The 15,587-nt window shown below is 40.6% G+C and carries 19 protein-coding genes; all 19 read right to left on the bottom strand.

Features of this window, described 5'->3' with window-relative positions; translation table 11 throughout:
- Entirely contained in the window at positions 1 to 321 is a 321-nt protein-coding gene (gene nuoK, locus EHQ47_RS06060; protein ID WP_100742534.1) for an NADH-quinone oxidoreductase subunit NuoK, read from the bottom strand.
- Positions 318 to 935 carry an NADH-quinone oxidoreductase subunit J family protein gene (locus tag EHQ47_RS06055; protein WP_135776777.1) on the bottom strand — a complete coding sequence of 206 codons (618 nt, stop codon included), beginning with the start codon at positions 933 to 935 and terminating at the stop codon, positions 318 to 320. The genes nuoK and EHQ47_RS06055 overlap by 4 nt, the downstream gene beginning before the upstream one ends.
- Positions 914 to 1,984: an NADH-quinone oxidoreductase subunit NuoH gene (gene nuoH, locus EHQ47_RS06050; protein WP_135692939.1), complete on the bottom strand. Its 1,071-nt coding sequence runs from the start codon at positions 1,982 to 1,984 to the stop codon at positions 914 to 916. Before nuoH ends, EHQ47_RS06055 begins: the two co-directional genes overlap by 22 nt.
- Before the next feature lie 16 nt (positions 1,985 to 2,000).
- Complete coding sequence (nuoF, locus tag EHQ47_RS06045) at positions 2,001 to 3,272, bottom strand: NADH-quinone oxidoreductase subunit NuoF (RefSeq protein WP_135747257.1); 1,272 nt, start codon at positions 3,270 to 3,272, stop codon at positions 2,001 to 2,003.
- A 1-nt stretch (position 3,273) separates the two neighbouring features.
- Positions 3,274 to 3,762: an NADH-quinone oxidoreductase subunit NuoE family protein gene (locus EHQ47_RS06040; protein ID WP_135692937.1), complete on the bottom strand. Its 489-nt coding sequence runs from the start codon at positions 3,760 to 3,762 to the stop codon at positions 3,274 to 3,276.
- On the bottom strand, positions 3,762 to 4,982 hold the full coding sequence (locus EHQ47_RS06035; RefSeq protein ID WP_196795764.1) for an NADH-quinone oxidoreductase subunit D: 1,221 nt from the start codon (positions 4,980 to 4,982) through the stop codon (positions 3,762 to 3,764). The genes EHQ47_RS06040 and EHQ47_RS06035 overlap by 1 nt, the downstream gene beginning before the upstream one ends.
- A gap of 16 nt (positions 4,983 to 4,998) precedes the next feature.
- Positions 4,999 to 5,520: an NADH-quinone oxidoreductase subunit C gene (locus EHQ47_RS06030; RefSeq protein ID WP_135747256.1), complete on the bottom strand. Its 522-nt coding sequence runs from the start codon at positions 5,518 to 5,520 to the stop codon at positions 4,999 to 5,001.
- Positions 5,517 to 6,077: an NADH-quinone oxidoreductase subunit B gene (locus EHQ47_RS06025; RefSeq protein ID WP_135692935.1), complete on the bottom strand. Its 561-nt coding sequence runs from the start codon at positions 6,075 to 6,077 to the stop codon at positions 5,517 to 5,519. Before EHQ47_RS06025 ends, EHQ47_RS06030 begins: the two co-directional genes overlap by 4 nt.
- The gene (locus EHQ47_RS06020; RefSeq protein WP_002981657.1) at positions 6,068 to 6,445 is read right to left on the bottom strand and encodes an NADH-quinone oxidoreductase subunit A; all 378 of its coding nucleotides are present in this window, start codon (positions 6,443 to 6,445) and stop codon (positions 6,068 to 6,070) included. Before EHQ47_RS06020 ends, EHQ47_RS06025 begins: the two co-directional genes overlap by 10 nt.
- Before the next feature lie 115 nt (positions 6,446 to 6,560).
- The gene (locus EHQ47_RS06015) at positions 6,561 to 7,820 is read right to left on the bottom strand and encodes a replication-associated recombination protein A (RefSeq protein WP_135747255.1); all 1,260 of its coding nucleotides are present in this window, start codon (positions 7,818 to 7,820) and stop codon (positions 6,561 to 6,563) included.
- A gap of 1 nt (position 7,821) precedes the next feature.
- The gene (locus EHQ47_RS06010; RefSeq protein WP_135747254.1) at positions 7,822 to 8,043 is read right to left on the bottom strand and encodes a hypothetical protein; all 222 of its coding nucleotides are present in this window, start codon (positions 8,041 to 8,043) and stop codon (positions 7,822 to 7,824) included.
- Positions 8,044 to 8,649 (bottom strand): YqaA family protein, encoded by a 606-nt coding sequence (locus EHQ47_RS06005; RefSeq protein WP_244290237.1) that lies wholly within the window; start codon positions 8,647 to 8,649, stop codon positions 8,044 to 8,046.
- Positions 8,650 to 8,677: 28 nt separating this feature from the next.
- On the bottom strand, positions 8,678 to 9,244 hold the full coding sequence (gene pth, locus EHQ47_RS06000) for an aminoacyl-tRNA hydrolase (protein ID WP_135747253.1): 567 nt from the start codon (positions 9,242 to 9,244) through the stop codon (positions 8,678 to 8,680).
- Positions 9,241 to 10,776, bottom strand: a complete 1,536-nt coding sequence (cimA, locus tag EHQ47_RS05995; protein WP_135747252.1) for a (R)-citramalate synthase CimA — start codon at positions 10,774 to 10,776, stop codon at positions 9,241 to 9,243. Before cimA ends, pth begins: the two co-directional genes overlap by 4 nt.
- On the bottom strand, positions 10,773 to 11,048 hold the full coding sequence (locus tag EHQ47_RS05990) for a Smr/MutS family protein (protein WP_004788326.1): 276 nt from the start codon (positions 11,046 to 11,048) through the stop codon (positions 10,773 to 10,775). Before EHQ47_RS05990 ends, cimA begins: the two co-directional genes overlap by 4 nt.
- 21 nt (positions 11,049 to 11,069) lie before the next feature.
- Positions 11,070 to 11,486 (bottom strand): response regulator, encoded by a 417-nt coding sequence (locus EHQ47_RS05985; RefSeq protein ID WP_100717340.1) that lies wholly within the window; start codon positions 11,484 to 11,486, stop codon positions 11,070 to 11,072.
- Positions 11,483 to 14,215 carry a sensor histidine kinase gene (locus EHQ47_RS05980; RefSeq protein WP_135776776.1) on the bottom strand — a complete coding sequence of 911 codons (2,733 nt, stop codon included), beginning with the start codon at positions 14,213 to 14,215 and terminating at the stop codon, positions 11,483 to 11,485. The genes EHQ47_RS05985 and EHQ47_RS05980 overlap by 4 nt, the downstream gene beginning before the upstream one ends.
- Positions 14,216 to 14,235: 20 nt before the next feature.
- Positions 14,236 to 15,306, bottom strand: coding sequence for an A/G-specific adenine glycosylase (mutY, locus tag EHQ47_RS05975; protein WP_135776775.1), 1,071 nt, complete (start codon positions 15,304 to 15,306; stop codon positions 14,236 to 14,238).
- Positions 15,303 to 15,587 (bottom strand): hypothetical protein, encoded by a 285-nt coding sequence (locus tag EHQ47_RS05970; protein ID WP_004788885.1) that lies wholly within the window; start codon positions 15,585 to 15,587, stop codon positions 15,303 to 15,305. Before EHQ47_RS05970 ends, mutY begins: the two co-directional genes overlap by 4 nt.

Below are 15,587 nucleotides of genomic sequence, written 5' to 3'. Positions count from 1 at the left end.
TTACCATCTCATCGATTGGAGTTCATCCACATTGGTGGATTTTTTATGCCTGAAAATGGCAATCACAAGTGCCAGCCCCACAGCCGCTTCTGCCGCAGCAATTGCCATCACAAAGAAAACAATGGTTTCCCCGGAGATATGGGAAAGGGCTTTGGAAAAGGTAACAAAAACTAAATTCACTGAATTTAAAATGAGTTCCACTGACATAAAGATGATGACGATGTTTCTTCGGATGAGGACTCCAAGAACACCAATGGAAAATAAAATTCCAGCAAGGCCTAATATGTAGGAAACAGGAATGTCATTAATGAATTGGTTCATAAAACGTTGTCCTTGGTTTGTTCTACTTCCGTGAGTCTTTTTTTGGCAAGGATCACTGCCCCGAGAACTGCCACGAGAAGTAAGATAGAGATCATTTCAAAAGGAAGTAAATAGTCCAAATAAGTCGAAGCACCGACAGTGGCCACATTCCCTTTTGCATTGATTGTCCCTGTCCCTTGGATGGGAAAGGAATACTCGGAAAGTTCATATCCTTTTCCTTTTTGGTCTGAATGAGGAACTCCAGTTGTGAGTGCACTATACAACAAAAAGAAAAAACCTAAAGCAAACACGGAAAGTAAAACCAAACGGATTGGATGTTTTCTATACCGAGACAAAGTTTCTGCTCTTTGAGAAAGTAACATCAAAACAAAAACAATGAGAACCATAATGGCTCCGGCGTATACTAACACCTGCATGGTGGCGATAAACAAAGCCCCCAAAATTCCATAGATTCCTGCGAGTGCAAAGAATGTAAAAACAAGAGATACTGCCGAAACCACAGGATTTTTTTGGAAGATGACACTAAGGGCAGTCACCACAGTCACTGTTCCAAAAAAAATAAATAATAAAAAAGAAGGAGAAGATTCTATGTTCATATAAATAATTTCATCCATCCTTCTTTCCAATAAACAGTGTAAATGGCCGCAAACATCACTGCAAAAAGTCCCCAAGGGATCATTTTTTTCCAACCCAGTTTCATCAGTTGGTCATAACGAAAACGAGGGAGGGTCCAACGAACCCAAATAAACAAAAAGGCAAAGAACAAAACTTTTAAAATGAAAAACCCAAGTCCATAAAATGCTTGGTAGGGAGAACCGGCACCCAATTGAAACGGAACATTGTATCCACCAAAAAAGAGTAAGGTGGTAAGACAAGACATGGTGATCATATTCATGTATTCGGCTAAAAAGAAAAGGGCAAACTTAAAAGCCCCATATTCTGTATGAAAACCTACAACCAACTCCGATTCCGCTTCCGCAAGGTCAAAGGGAAGTCGATTGGTTTCGGCAAACATCGCAGTCACATAAATAAAAAAGGCAACAAACCCCGGGGGAGACAAAATATTCCACATTTCTTTTTGGGAATCACTTATGTCTGTTAGTTTGAGCGATCCAGTCATAATCACAATCACAACAATGGAAAGTCCCATAGGAAGTTCGTAACTAATCATCTGAGCCGTAGAACGAACCCCACCGAGTAACGAGTATTTGTTGTTACTGGACCAACCTGCAATCATAATCCCATACACAGAAAGGGAAGAGATGGCAAGCATGTACAATACCCCTGAATCGGGATTGGCAATTTGTAAATCAATCGTTGTCACACCAGTAAGAGCGGCAAGCCACTCCGGTGCCGGAAGACTTCCCCCAAAAGGAATCACAGCCCAGGCCATAATGGCACAAGTCATGGAGATGGTGGGAGCCAAAAGATACATCCCTTTGGATACGTTTTTTGGGAAAATTTCTTCTTTAGCGATGAATTTGATTCCGTCAGCAAGAGGTTGGAATAGTCCAAAAATTCCGGCACGGTTGGGACCCGGACGATCCTGGATAAAACCAGCAAACTTACGTTCGGCGAGTGTGTAATAGGCCACACCCGTTAAAATGATAAAAAATAATGAGAGGATTTTAATTCCCCAAGCAAGTATTAGAGCCCAGTCCATATTGTTTCGATGACCTTTAGTGAGAGTTGCTCACTTCCTTTTTCAATCGAGCAGAGAACTCCCCTTTAAACTTTGTCATCGTAGGACGGACTGCCATAACACAAGCATCCGCTAACGGACAGATGGTGGTTCCACCTTCCATATTCCTAGACAAAGAAAAAATGAGTTCTACATCTTTTTCTGTTCCTTCTCCGACTTTAATTTTATGGAGAAGGTCTTTTACCCAATGTGTACCTTCACGACAAGGTGTACATTGCCCACAAGATTCATGTGAATAAAACTCTGCCAATCGGTATGTGGTTTCCACAAGATCTGCAGATTCGGAAAGAATAATGACTGCCCCGGAACCTAACATGGATTTGAGGGAAGCTATGGATTCATAATCCATAGTGGCAGTCATGGCCTCTTCTGCTGTGAGAATGGGAGAAGAACTTCCTCCCGGAATCACTGCTTTGAGGGTTCCATCGTTTTTAATCCCACCACAGATATCGTAAATGAGTTCTTTCATGGGAGTTCCCATTTCGACTTCATAAATCCCTGGTTTTTTCACATGTCCGCTGACAGCAAAAAGTCTGGTTCCTGGTGATTTTTCAGTTCCGATTTTTTTGTATTCTTCTCCCGTCATACGAATGATATGCGGAACATTACAAAATGTTTCCACATTGTTCACAACGGTAGGACATGCATAAAGACCAGATACAGCTGGAAAAGGAGGTTTTAATCTTGGATGGCCCCTCCTTCCCTCAAGGGAATTGATGAGAGCTGATTCTTCCCCGCAGATATAAGCACCTGCTCCGGAATACACAGCCAAATCAAAATCATAACCAAGGCCTAAGATATTTTTTCCAAGAAGGCCAGCTTTGTATGCTTCTTCGACTGCTTCTTCGACGATACGAATCCCTTTATGGAACTCACCTCGAATGTAAATATAACCTTGGTGGGAGTCGATTGCTTTGGCAGCAATGACCATCCCTTCAATCAGCATATGTGGGAATTTTTCGATTAAAAGTCGGTCTTTAAAGGTTCCCGGTTCCCCTTCGTCCCCATTACAAATTAAGTATTTGGGTTTGTCGGTTTTTGGAATAAAGCCCCATTTGTTTCCGGTAGGAAAACCGGCACCACCACGACCACGAAGGCCGGAGTTTTTCACATCGTTTACGATTTGTTCGGCGGTCATTTCAGTCAGTGCCTTTTTTTGGCTTTCGTATCCGCCGACAGACCGGTAATGGTTTAATGTATGAGAATCAGCGGCACCAACATGTGTTGTGAGAAGAGTTTTTAATCCCATTTTATACCTGCTTTTCCAATTCGGAAAGTATGGCTTCGATAGATTCCGGTGTTAGGTTTTCATAATATTTGTCATTGATTTGAGCCACTGGACCAAACCCACAAGCACCAAGGCACTGCACTTCATCCACTGTAAATTTTTTATCACTTGTGGTTTCACCCGGCTCAATCCCTAACTTGGAACATACATGTTCTGTGATGGAATCGGAACCAGCAAGGTAACAAGAGATATTTCCACAAATTTGAATGTGCAACTTTCCCACTGGTTTTTTGTTGTACATGGTGTAAAAAGTAGCAACCCCATGCACATGAGCAAGGGATACCGGATCACCAATCCGATCTGCAATGTATTGCATCCCTTCCTGGTCCACAAAACCTTTGTCAGCTTGTAATAAAAAAAGACATGGCAAAATTAACGAACGTTTGCTCGGAAACTGAGGAATCAACCTCTGGAATCGTTTTTCTGAATCTTGTGAAAATTGATAAGCCATTAACAATCCAACTCCCCTGCAATGACATTGAGTGAAGACATGGTGGCAATGGTATCCGCAAGTAAGCCCCCTTTGACAAGTTCAGGGAACGCTTGGTAATACCAAAAACAAGGACGTCTGACATGCACTCTCCAAGGAGATTTTTCACCTTCTGATACCACATAAAAACCAAGTTCACCGTTGGCAGCCTCAGTCGACATATAGTATTCTCCCGGAGGAACCTTCACTCCGTGCATAATGATTTTAAAATGGTAAATGAGTTCTTCCATATTGTGATACACACGATCTTTCGGTGGAAGGAAAGTGTGAGGAACATCCGCATGATATGGTCCTTCTGGAATTCCATCGATCAGTTGTTCGATGATGCGCATGGACTGACGCATTTCTTCCATACGAACCAGAGTTCTGTCGAGGGCCGATCCATCTTCTCCCACAGGGATATCAAAATCGACTTTGTCATAGAACATATAAGGATCATCTTTTCTTACATCCCAAGGAACACCGGCCGCACGAAGGTTCGGACCAGAAAATCCGTAGGCAATGGCACGTTCTGCTGAGAGGCCGCCAATCCCTGCGGTCCTTTCATTAAAAATTTTATTCCGAATGAGAAGGTCTTGGAATTCATCCAAGGCAGGTTTTAAACCTTTGATGATGGTTTTGATTTCGGATTGGAATTCGGGATAAATATCACGTTCCATTCCACCCACACGACAGAATGTTGTAGTGAGCCTAGCGCCCGTTAACTTTTCTAAAATTTGATAAATATTTTCTCTATGATGGAATAAATGGAGTAATCCAGAAAAAGCACCAAGGTCCACACCCATAATTCCATTACAAATGATATGATCCATGATCCGAGAAAGTTCCGAAATGATCATTCTTACATAAGTAACACGATCGGGAACTTGGATCTGCATCATTTTTTCAACGGTTAGGATCCAACCAATATTATTGAGTGGAGTAGATACATAGTTCATACGATCTGTACAAACTAAGAACTGATTGTAATCGTAACGTTCTCCTAATTTTTCAAAACAACGATGGACGTAACCAATGACGGATTCTGTGTCCACAACTCGTTCTCCATCAATTTGGATTACGTTTTGTAAAATTCCATGTGTGGCGGGGTGGCTGGGTCCTAAGTTAACCAGTAAATGGCCTTCCGGTAGGTCTTTGAATTTTTGACCAAAGTGTTCGGCTGTTTTTTCGTACATTACCATAATGATTTCCTACCGCCTAACTGGCAATATCCTCGTTCACATGAATGGTGAGTAAATCTTCAATGAGATAATCTTGGCCTGGTCCCTCTAACGGATAATCTTTACGAAGTGGATGTCCAATAAAGTTATCAGGCATAATGAGCCTTTCCATTTGAGGATGGTTCGAAAAGGGAATTCCCATCAGGTCATACACTTCTCTCTCAGGCCAATTGGCTGCAGGAAAAATACCGACAAGGCTTGGAACCTCTTCCCCTTCTCCCACGGGAACTCGGAGTTGCAAACGGAAATGTTTGTTTTTAGGCGAACGAAGTAAGTAAACCACTTCGAACCTTGGTTCCCTTTTTCCCAGCCAGTCGACGGAGGTAAGATCATTCAAATAAGTGAATGCAAATTCCGGATGATCCTTTAGCGCCTGTACAACGGTGGGAAGGGATTCCTTTTTGATCGTAAAATAAAGTAAATTGGTGTTTATGTCCCTTTGCGGGAGTAAAACTTCAGGAAACCGCGAGTTTAAGTATTCGGTAATTGTTTCTTTCATGCCACTACGAGAGGTTTGTTGCGTTCGTTGATTTCTTGGATTTTTCGCATGACTTCTTGGCGTCTCGCTTCTAATCCTTGGTTTTGTACTTTCTTTTGGAGTTTGACTAGGGCATCCAGGAGAGCTTCTGGACGCGGAGGGCAACCAGGAACATAAACGTCCACAGGAAGGATTCGGTCAACACCTTGTAACACACCGTAGGTGTGAAACATACCACCAGAAGAGGCACAAGCACCTACAGAAATTACAAATTTAGGTTCTGCCAATTGGTCGTATATCTGACGTAAGACGGGAGCCATTTTATAAGTGATGGTTCCAAGAACCAAAATCATATCTGCTTGGCGTGGAGAAAAAGACGGACGTTCTGCTCCAAAACGAGCAATGTCATAATCGGCACAAGAGGTACTCATGTATTCGATTCCACAACAAGCAGTTGCAAAAGGATAAGGCCATAGAGAAAAACTTTGTCCCCATTGGACAACATTGTCCAAAGTAGCAACTTGGAACATATCGCCAAACATCTCACCCGGTTTGGATAGTGTTTCTGTTAATCCCATTCCAGAGCTCCCTTTTTCCATATATAGTATAGACCCACAACAAGTATGAGTAAAAAGAAAAACATCTCCACGAGGAAGAAAGTTCCAAGACCTGCTTCTTTAAAACTAATTAAGTTCACTGCCCAAGGATAAAGGAAGACAGCTTCAATATCGAAGAGAATAAAAAGAACGGCCACAAGATAAAACTTAATATTAAAAAGTCCTCTTGCATCACCATAATACGTAACCCCACATTCAAAGGTATCTTGGGGTTTTGATTTTTTCTTCGGATTGATGAGGAAGGCAAGGGTCAGGATCAGAGCGGAGAAACCGACTCCGAGCAAAAGTTGTAGAAGGATTGGCGCAAAACTATCTGGTGCAGAACCCATGTATGAAAATGCTCTCACGACTAGGTTCGCTTGTCAAGATGAGAATGATTTTCCCCTTTGTTTTCGTGTTAATTTCGATCGTTTGTAATTTTTGTGGCCGATTTGAGATAAATTCTCAATACCGGTCTCCCCAGAGACGCTTCAATTGTTCCCTAACATTCTTTTCCATTCCCTGGTTCGTAGGTTCATAGAACTGTGGAATCTCCGGATAAAAATTGGTTGGGAAGTAACGTTCTTTCAGGAAATGATCAGGGAAATCATGAGGGTATTTGTAGTCTTTCCCCGCCCCTTCCTTCTTATGGGTGGCTGTGGGAGCATTGCGTAAGTGATTTGGAATTTGAAACTCTCGTTTCCTTTCCCGAACTAGTTGTAAGGCTTTATCAATTGCCAAATAACTAGCATTAGACTTAGGTGCAGAGGCAAGAAACGTTGTACATTGCCCGAGGGGAATGCGACCTTCCGGCATCCCAACTCGTTCCACGGCCTGCCAAGTGGCAATTGCAAGCGGAAGGGCATGAACACTGGCGTTTCCCACATCCTCACTGGCAAAAATCACAAGCCTTCTTGCGATAAAAAGCGGGTCCTCTCCCCCTTCGATCATAAGTGCCAAATAAAAAAGAGCGGCATCGGGATCACTCCCACGAAGGGATTTGATAAAAGCAGAAATGATATCATAATGACTTTCACTGTTTTTATCATAAAAAATTACATTTTCACCCAAAATTTCAGCTAACTTAGATTCGTCGATACTTCCCGTGTCTTCTGTAAAACTTAAAATTCGTTCCAGATACCCAAGGAGTTTTCTCGCATCTCCTGAACTTCTACGAAAGAGTTCTTTTTTTAAGTCCGGAGGAAATTTTCCTTTGTGATTTAGTTTTGTAAGGCAAGTTTCAAAAATAGAATTTTCTTCTTCTTCTGACAAAGTTGTGAGTCGGTAAACTAACATCCGAGAGAGAAGAGCTTTATTGACCCGAAAACTTGGATTTTCTGTTGTTGCTGCTATTAAAATAATTTCACCTTCCTCCACAGCGGAAAGAAGGGCATCTTGTTGGGAGGAAGAAAAACGGTGGATCTCATCTAAAAATAAAACTATGGTTCCCTGACGTTTGGCTTCATCCAAAACCTCTCGCACTTCTTTCACACCACTGGTCACACAACTCAAATAACGTTTTTGCAAACTCCAACCTTGGCTTAAAAGATGAGCCAAAGTTGTTTTTCCCGTACCTGGAGGTCCATATAACAAAATTGAGGTGGGTTTTGAAATTGCCCTAAGTGATTGCACCACTTGGGTTTGCCCTACAAATTCAGACCAGTTTTTTGGTCGAACAGCATGGGCCAAAGGAACTTGTTTGTTTTGAGAAAAAAGAGAATCCAATTTAAGTATTTTCCAATTCTTTTTTGACTGCCATATAACAATTGTATATGGTCTCATTACAAACATCACATCCGGAATTACAACAGATGAGAGACCTTTCTGAAACTTTCCCTTCTACCAAATTTTTAACAAAGGCAGCAGTTCTGTCTGGCAAAAAGAAAAACCTTGTCTTTTCTAAAATGACTTCATCCACTGTTTTTGGGAACAAACGTTCGTCCGACATCTATCCTCCCGTGATCCATCCAAGATACATGGCATAAAAGTAAACAGTGACCCTAACAAATCGAAAAAGAGAGCCGAGTAAAAATAGCGAATAACGCATCTTAAATGTACCCACCGTATAAGCCATCCAAGAATAAGGGATGGGAGTGAGGGCACTTAAAACCACGGCACCAAATCCATATTTACGAAGATAAGGAAGGAGTTTGTCTTCGTAATGTAAAACCATCTGCCGACCCAAATGAAACTTAGGAATAAGATACAATCCAACAAAGTATGCTAAGGATCCCCCAAGGATACTCCCAAAAGACATAGAGAGAATGGTTTTTAAAGGATCCATTTCTCCCGTGATGGCAAGCATTAGAAAAGCATCGGGAGGAACAAAAGCAGGCAAACTATCAGAAAGAATCATTCCTACAAAAAGGCCTAAATACCCAAAGATACGAACAAAGTGTTCGCTAAATCCGAGAAGTTCCTTTCGAAAGAAAAAAGCAAGTCCAAATACAATCGCCAACACAATTACAATCGATAGAATGGTTTGAAAGATAAGACTACGAAGGTTGATAGAAGTTTCTTTGTCTTTTGTCATAAAATGTGATCTATGGTACATTCACCTTGTTTTGTTAAGAGTGATCCACCTAACCTCCATTTTCTTTTCGGATTAAATTGCGATTGGTTTTGACCCAATCTTCAATTTTAGTAACTGATTCTTTGATGAGAGCATCCAAATTGTTTCTTTCCTCTACATTAAAATTTTGTAAAACAAAATCAGCTACTTCCATTCCACCTTTTTCGGGTTTACCAACTCCAAACCGCAACCGGTGGAATTCTTGCGAACCTAGTTTTGCCACGATATCTTTTAGTCCGTTGTGGCCAGCCGTTCCGCCGCCAATTTTATTTTTTATCTTACCAAAAGGTAGGTCCACTTCATCCTGAACGACTAAAATTTGGGAGGGAGGAATTTTATACAAATTGGCAAGAGTTTGGGTGGCTTTTCCAGAAAGATTCATAAACTCTAAAGGTTTCAAAAGATGGACTTTGTCTCCGTCCAGAGTATGAGTTGATTCCATATATTTTTTAGAATCTTTGAAAGACACACCGAAACTACTTGCAAGAGCATCCATGATCATAAAACCAATGTTATGGCGAGTGTTTTTATATTTATCCCCTGGATTCCCAAGGCCCACAATGAGAAAATGAATCATACGTTTCCGAGTAAAATATGTAACAATCGTTCTGTGGCCTTCACAGCGGCCACTTGTTGGTCAGAGTCAATGCCAATGGTGCGTATGGGATGAGTTTCACCTTCCACTTTCCAAGTGATGACAGTTTCAACTAATGCATTGGTATTTCCTCCGGGAGGAATCCGAACTTCATAGTCATAGAGTTTTGGGATTTGGATTTTTAATTCTTTTAAAATTTTACCAAGGGCATTCATAAACGCATCGTAACCGCCGTCCCCTTCTCCCTTTGCCGCGTAATCCTTTCCTTGGAAATTCACCTTGACTTCGGCTTTTGGTTTGACCCCGATCCCACTTGTCACGGTGCAAGTCTCAATGCGAAAACTTGCTTCCAAATTTTCACCAGTGATATCGGAGATGATATAAGGAAGGTCTTCCTTGGTGACGGTTTTATTTTGGTCACCAAGTTCAATCACTCGTTCCAAAACTTTTTTTTCAATTTCGGGGGAAAGAACCATACCCAACTGTTTTAAATTTTCAGTAATGCTGGCTTTACCAGCTAACTTCCCTAATGCGTAAACTCTAGATCGTCCAAACCTTTCTGGCAAAATGGGATTGGCATACAAATTTCCTTTTTTATCCCCATCGGCATGAACTCCAGCGGTTTGTGTGAATACATCCTCACCAACGATGGGTCGGTTATCCGAAATACGTTTACCCGAAAAAACCGCCACAAGCCTTGAAGCATTGGTGATTTCTTTTTCCACTATGGAAGTTTTAAATTTTGTTTTGTCATGGATTGCTGTGACAACAGCTTCTAAAGGAGAATTTCCGGCACGTTCGCCAAGTCCATTCACAGCCACATGGAGCCCACGAACACCGGCACTCACTGCTTCTAAACAGTTAGCAACTGCTAAATCATAATCATTATGTCCGTGGAATTCAAACCAGAGTTTTGGGAACTCTTTTACAAGATCGGCAATGGCTGTCCGAACTTCAAAGGGAGACAAAACACCAAGAGTATCAGCCAAATAAAATTTTTGAATCGGAAACTTGGATACAACGTTCAAGTATTCTAATACATAATCCCTGGAATGGGTGTATCCATTGGACCAGTCTTCTAAATAAACGTTTACCGCGATTCCAGAAGCAGCGGCATATTCCACAGTTTTCTGGATGTCTAAAAAATGTTCTCTTGGGGTCTTTCGAAGTTGATTTGTTAGGTGATTGAGCGATCCCTTTGTGAGAAGATTAAGAACCCGAACCCCAGTACCTTTCATCCATTCGACAGTTTTGTCATAATCAACAAATCCTAAAATTTCAATTCGATCGTGTAGGCCTTCAGACTTGGCCCATTCCACAATTTTTTTGACAGCTTCGAATTCACCTGGAGAAACACGAGCGCTGGCGATTTCCACTCGGTTTGTTTTTAGATCCATTAACAGATGTTTTGTGATATTTAGCTTTTGTTGCCAAGAAAATGAAACACCGTTGGTTTGTTCCCCATCTCGCAGTGTTACGTCGAGGATTTCTATACTAGAGTTTGGTTCGGTCATGATTTCAATCGGTTGATGTATTCTTTGGAGGGGGCAAGAATTTCCACAATCGTTGCACCCGGGTTTGACCGAAACATCGGATCGGTCTCCACTAGTTTCAGAAAACCGCAAGACTCTACGTAGTCAATCGCCATTCGCCGAAGAATTCCCTCTCCAATCCCATGAAGGATTTCCACATAGGTCTCCCCATCCATAAAGGCATCATGGAGCTCTCGTTCTAACTTGATACGAGCTTCTTCAAATCGGAGTTTGCGGATGTAGATGGTACGCACCTTACGTCCAGAAAAATGGACTTAGGTCAAATTGCAACAGAAACGAACTGCATCTAGCAATTCTCTAGTATTCCAAGGTTTGGAGAAAATGGCGTAGGTTTTTGCTTCTTCTTTCACACGGTTGATGGCATCACGATCCGCATGGCCTGAAATCAGAATGGATTTGATATGTGGGTATTTTTGGTGGACCTGGATGAGAAATTCGTCTCCACGCATTCCAGGCATCAACCAATCGGAAAGGATGAGAATGACTTCCACTCCAGAACTGCAAAGGTCATCGATCACTTCCATGGCCTCTTCTGGATTTTGGGCTGTTTCGTACGTATAACCACCACCGATTTCCCGTTTTAGTTCTTGTACGAGGGAAAGAAGAAGGATCGGCTCATCATCTACGCATAGGATTGCGTTTTTTTCAGTTTGTAGCTGCGTAATATTCAATCTCTTTCCCCTTCGATTACCTTTGGTAAGTACACCCTAAACTCAGTCCCTTGATCATCTGACGAAAATTCAATTGTACCTTTCATTTTTTCTACGATTTGTTTACAAATGTCAAGCCCAAGCCCAATCCCTTCGCCATGTTTTTTTGTAGTAAAAAAAGGTAAAAAAATCTTATCACGAATCTCTGGGACGATCCCTTTTCCTGTATCTTGAATGGAAGTGATGACCATATCCTCATTCGAAAAAACAGAGATGGTTAGTTTTCCACGGTATTCCATTGCTTGTAATGCATTGTTAATGATATTGATCCATACTTGATTGAGTTTGTCTCTTTCCGCCAAACAATAATCAGTTGTTTTATATAATTTTGTAACTTCTACATCATTTTTAATCTTTGTTTGGTATAAAGTGAGGATTGAATCTAATTCAGTTGGAATATGAACATTCTGAAAATTTGTTTCTGTTTCTAATCGATCTGTATAAAGATAATGTTTGAGTGCATTCACTACATGGGAAGCTTTTTCAGTGGCGGTCTGAATTACGTAAGCCAATCGATACAAACTTCCTAAAATCAAAACATTTTGTAAAATGATTCCTGACTTTGGTCTTTTTAGAACTTTTAAGATTGGTTCGTCCAGTTGGAGGATTCCCAATGAAGTAAGATCTTCCATCACTTCTTCTGGATTTTCTATTTGATGAGAATTTAATATTCCGATTCTTTCTTTTTTTTCCGTACGATTGAGTAGTCCCGCATGACGAGATCCAAACGATACACCGAGATTCAGAAAAAAATGAAAATCCTCTTTTTCTGTGGCATCCAAAGATTCCAAAAAATCAGGTAAACTTGTTATATCATTTTTTAAAATTTCTGACATTGAGTGGACACTGGAGGTGATCGCACCGAGAGGAGTGTTAAGTTCATGAGTGATCCCTGCGGCAAATTGCCCGAGCGCTGCCAATTTTTCACTCTGCAAAAGTTGTGTTTGCGTTTTATGTAAATCGATTAAGATTTTTTCTTTTGTTTCGATCATCTCGACTAAACTGCGATTACTTTCGATAAGAGCTTCTGTTCTTAGGACAATTTTTTCTTCCAAATTGGAATTGGTTTCCATCACCAATCTTTGGCTTTCTTCCACTCGTTCAAAACTTTGTCTGAGCTCCGAAGACATAAACCGAAAAGCCTCAGAAAGATCTTTAAGCTCAGCAATCATACTTTCGCCTACTGGATAATTCCAATCCCCTTTTGCTAAGGATTTGGAAGCTTTCGCAAAAGATAGAACTGGTCTTGTTACAAATTCAGAAATGACCGCTGCCAAAATTAAACTGAGTAAAATTGCCCATGCAAACACCATCGCTGATTCACTATTCCCCGTAAACACTCCGCTTAAATAAAATGAATAAGGAAATAAAGTGATGAGATATGTTTTTTCTTTGAGTTGTGGGTGCGAATAAATCGTAACCATAGCATTCCAGTTTTCACGAGAAAGTGGCTTTTTGGTCACAACGGCAAAACTGAAACGTTTTTCCGAAGCAGTAATTTCGTTTTCTAATTTTTTGAGTTCGACTCTTACAACTTCTAATACCCTGGATTTGTTGGCTTCAGAGGAAAGTGAAGCCAAAGGATTCAAATGGGCATCTAGTAAAAAAACCTTACCTTGCGGATTCACTTTCGATCCATCGAGCACTTCCACAAGTTTACTTTGTTCGTAGTGTTTTTCGGATTTGTTTGGGATCTCAGAGAAATAACGATCCAAACTTAAATTGATATTTTTTGACCACTGCCGATGAAGGACCTCAACCATTTGGAATGCTGTTTGTTCTGCATTTTTTAAGGTAACATAAGAAGTAATTCCAACTAGAACCAGCACCAAACAAACAAAAGGTGTCACAATAAATAATTGTAAGGAAATTCCTGTTTTTAAATCAGATTCTTTGTCGGTTTTTTTTTGTCCATTAGGTCCAGAAATCCAAATCCAAGGTGGATCGGACAAAGTGACTTCTTTGACTTGCCCCGGAACTTCAGCCCAAAAAAAACCCAACCTTCTGACGAGTGGAAAACTAACGAACATCACGAAAGGAGCCAAAATCCAAGTGATCCCAGTGGTAAACAAAAGAGCTGAACTAACAGTGTGATAGGAAATTTCAGAACCAAATTGTTCCGAACATAAGTATCCCCATAAAAATGGTTCGAGAAATAAAAAAAGAAGAACAAAGAAAAAATAATAAAACCAAACTCTCACCTTACGAAAATCAGGTGACTTTCCTATCATCTGATAGGACAACCAAAAGAGTGTAGGATTGATAAAATATCCAGGCAACCAGTCCCATAAAAATTCTGGTGGCACTCCTTCAATTAAGTCAGAGAGTCCATAGGCAAATGGAACGGCAAGAAGAGCCGGATAACCAAAAAAATTCAAACAAAGGAAAACCGAAAGATCCTTGAGACTTTCTAGTGTTTGGGCCCCAGGGATTAAAACGATAGAACTTCCCAAATAACCAGTGAGGAAGATGGATACAAAGGTAATGACAAACCAATAAAAACTTGTCAGATTCCAATTCCAAACTTCTCGAGAGATTCGAAAGTTTTTTCCATTCCGGAAAGTAAAACCTGCAAATGCAAAGATCGAAAGAATAGAACCTAATAAAAAAGAAAACCGCCCCCAAACCTCAAGAATTGGCAAAGGGATATTTGCGATTACATGTTCGATCCAAACAATGATCTCGAGCATAGCCCGTGAATGGTATCGAATTATGATTCTAAGTAAAGCAAAAACTTTTTTACTTTCGAAGCGAGTGAGGAGGGAAATTCAGTATCCAGACTGGAAAGAGTGACCCACTTACTTTCTACACCGAATTTCTTTGTCAATTTTTCGATTTCTCCCCTCACTGGCAATGGATAGGTCAAAACGGAAAAATCCAACTTATGGTGGGTGATGGTATGTTTGAATGTACCGATTGTCTTTGGGTCTTTTACGATTTCTTTCAGAGCAAGAAAAAAAGGACTTGGGGCATAGGCTTCTTCAGGAATATCACCGACCATTCCATAAGGAAGATGGAACATTTCTTTTAAAAACCGCGTTTTGGGTTCACGAACGAGTAAGATTTGTTTTTGGTTCGAAAGAACAAAAATCTCTGAAAAAAGTTGGATTTGTTTTTTCTCTTTTTTTCTAAGTGGGATTTCTGCAGTTTTTTGGTGGATTCTTGCAAAACAAAATTCACTGAGTGGGCATAACAAACATTTAGGTGATTCCGGCAAACATAGGGTAGCACCTAATTCCATTAAAGCTTGGTTGTGGTCACCCGGATGTTCTGAATTTAAAAAGAGATCCGCTTTCTCTTGTAAGTCACGATCGGCTTTAGGCCCTAAAATATTTTCAGTATATCCGTAGTAACGGGACAAAACTCGTTTCACATTTCCATCTAACACGGCTAAAGGTAAATCGTAGGCTATCGAAAGTATGGCCCTTGCTGTATAATTTCCAATTCCTGGGAGTTTCAAAACAGAGTTCAGATCTTTTGGAAAAGACCCATTGTAATTTTGAACAAGAAAGATTGCCGCCTTTCTCAAATTCCGGGCCCGACTATAGTAACCAAGTCCTTTCCAAAAAGCCAATACCTCCTCTTCTTCCGCAGAAGCCAATGATTCTGGATTTGGGAAACGTTTGATAAAAGAATCGTACAAAGGCAACATCGCATTAACACGAGTTTGCTGAAGCATCACTTCAGAAATCCAAATAGGGTATGCTTGTTTTTTCTTTCGAAAGGGTAAGTCCCTTTTATGGACTTGGTACCAATCGTATAATTTTTTCTGAGGATTCAAATTTCTGAATCTTGAATGCTATAACGAAGGAAGGTATTACAACTTCCCTCTTCTGTATATCTTACAAGATCATAATCCAAACGAGTGGAACGGAAGAATTTAGAATGAGCTAATCTTTCTCGTATTTCTTGACGGATATGGTCACGAGCTTCTTGGCGTTTGTCATAATAGGCTGGTGACAGAATTTCACTTTTGTAGGACAAACTTCCTTCGCGGTAGATCGCCACAGTGACCTGCACCCGGTATTTTCGCTGTAAACCTTGTTTTACTTCCGTATTCAT

Source organism: Leptospira bourretii, from assembly GCF_004770145.1.
In the GTDB taxonomy this organism is placed as follows: Bacteria; Spirochaetota; Leptospiria; order Leptospirales; family Leptospiraceae; genus Leptospira_A; species Leptospira_A bourretii.
The sequence above is the reverse complement of the archived record's forward strand: the minus strand, read 5'-3'. Positions and strand labels throughout refer to the sequence as shown.

Coding starts and splice junctions, on each gene's coding strand:
- nuoK (WP_100742534.1), bottom strand. CDS start 321: ATGAACCAATTCATTAATGACATTCCTGTTTCCTACATATTAGGCCTT.
- EHQ47_RS06055 (WP_135776777.1), bottom strand. CDS start 935: ATGGATGAAATTATTTATATGAACATAGAATCTTCTCCTTCTTTTTTA.
- nuoH (WP_135692939.1), bottom strand. CDS start 1,984: ATGGACTGGGCTCTAATACTTGCTTGGGGAATTAAAATCCTCTCATTA.
- nuoF (WP_135747257.1), bottom strand. CDS start 3,272: ATGGGATTAAAAACTCTTCTCACAACACATGTTGGTGCCGCTGATTCT.
- EHQ47_RS06040 (WP_135692937.1), bottom strand. CDS start 3,762: ATGGCTTATCAATTTTCACAAGATTCAGAAAAACGATTCCAGAGGTTG.
- EHQ47_RS06035 (WP_196795764.1), bottom strand. CDS start 4,982: ATGGTAATGTACGAAAAAACAGCCGAACACTTTGGTCAAAAATTCAAA.
- EHQ47_RS06030 (WP_135747256.1), bottom strand. CDS start 5,520: ATGAAAGAAACAATTACCGAATACTTAAACTCGCGGTTTCCTGAAGTT.
- EHQ47_RS06025 (WP_135692935.1), bottom strand. CDS start 6,077: ATGGGATTAACAGAAACACTATCCAAACCGGGTGAGATGTTTGGCGAT.
- EHQ47_RS06020 (WP_002981657.1), bottom strand. CDS start 6,445: ATGGGTTCTGCACCAGATAGTTTTGCGCCAATCCTTCTACAACTTTTG.
- EHQ47_RS06010 (WP_135747254.1), bottom strand. CDS start 8,043: ATGTCGGACGAACGTTTGTTCCCAAAAACAGTGGATGAAGTCATTTTA.
- EHQ47_RS06005 (WP_244290237.1), bottom strand. CDS start 8,649: ATGTACCATAGATCACATTTTATGACAAAAGACAAAGAAACTTCTATC.
- pth (WP_135747253.1), bottom strand. CDS start 9,244: ATGATTCATTTTCTCATTGTGGGCCTTGGGAATCCAGGGGATAAATAT.
- cimA (WP_135747252.1), bottom strand. CDS start 10,776: ATGACCGAACCAAACTCTAGTATAGAAATCCTCGACGTAACACTGCGA.
- EHQ47_RS05980 (WP_135776776.1), bottom strand. CDS start 14,215: ATGCTCGAGATCATTGTTTGGATCGAACATGTAATCGCAAATATCCCT.
- EHQ47_RS05970 (WP_004788885.1), bottom strand. CDS start 15,587: ATGAATACGGAAGTAAAACAAGGTTTACAGCGAAAATACCGGGTGCAG.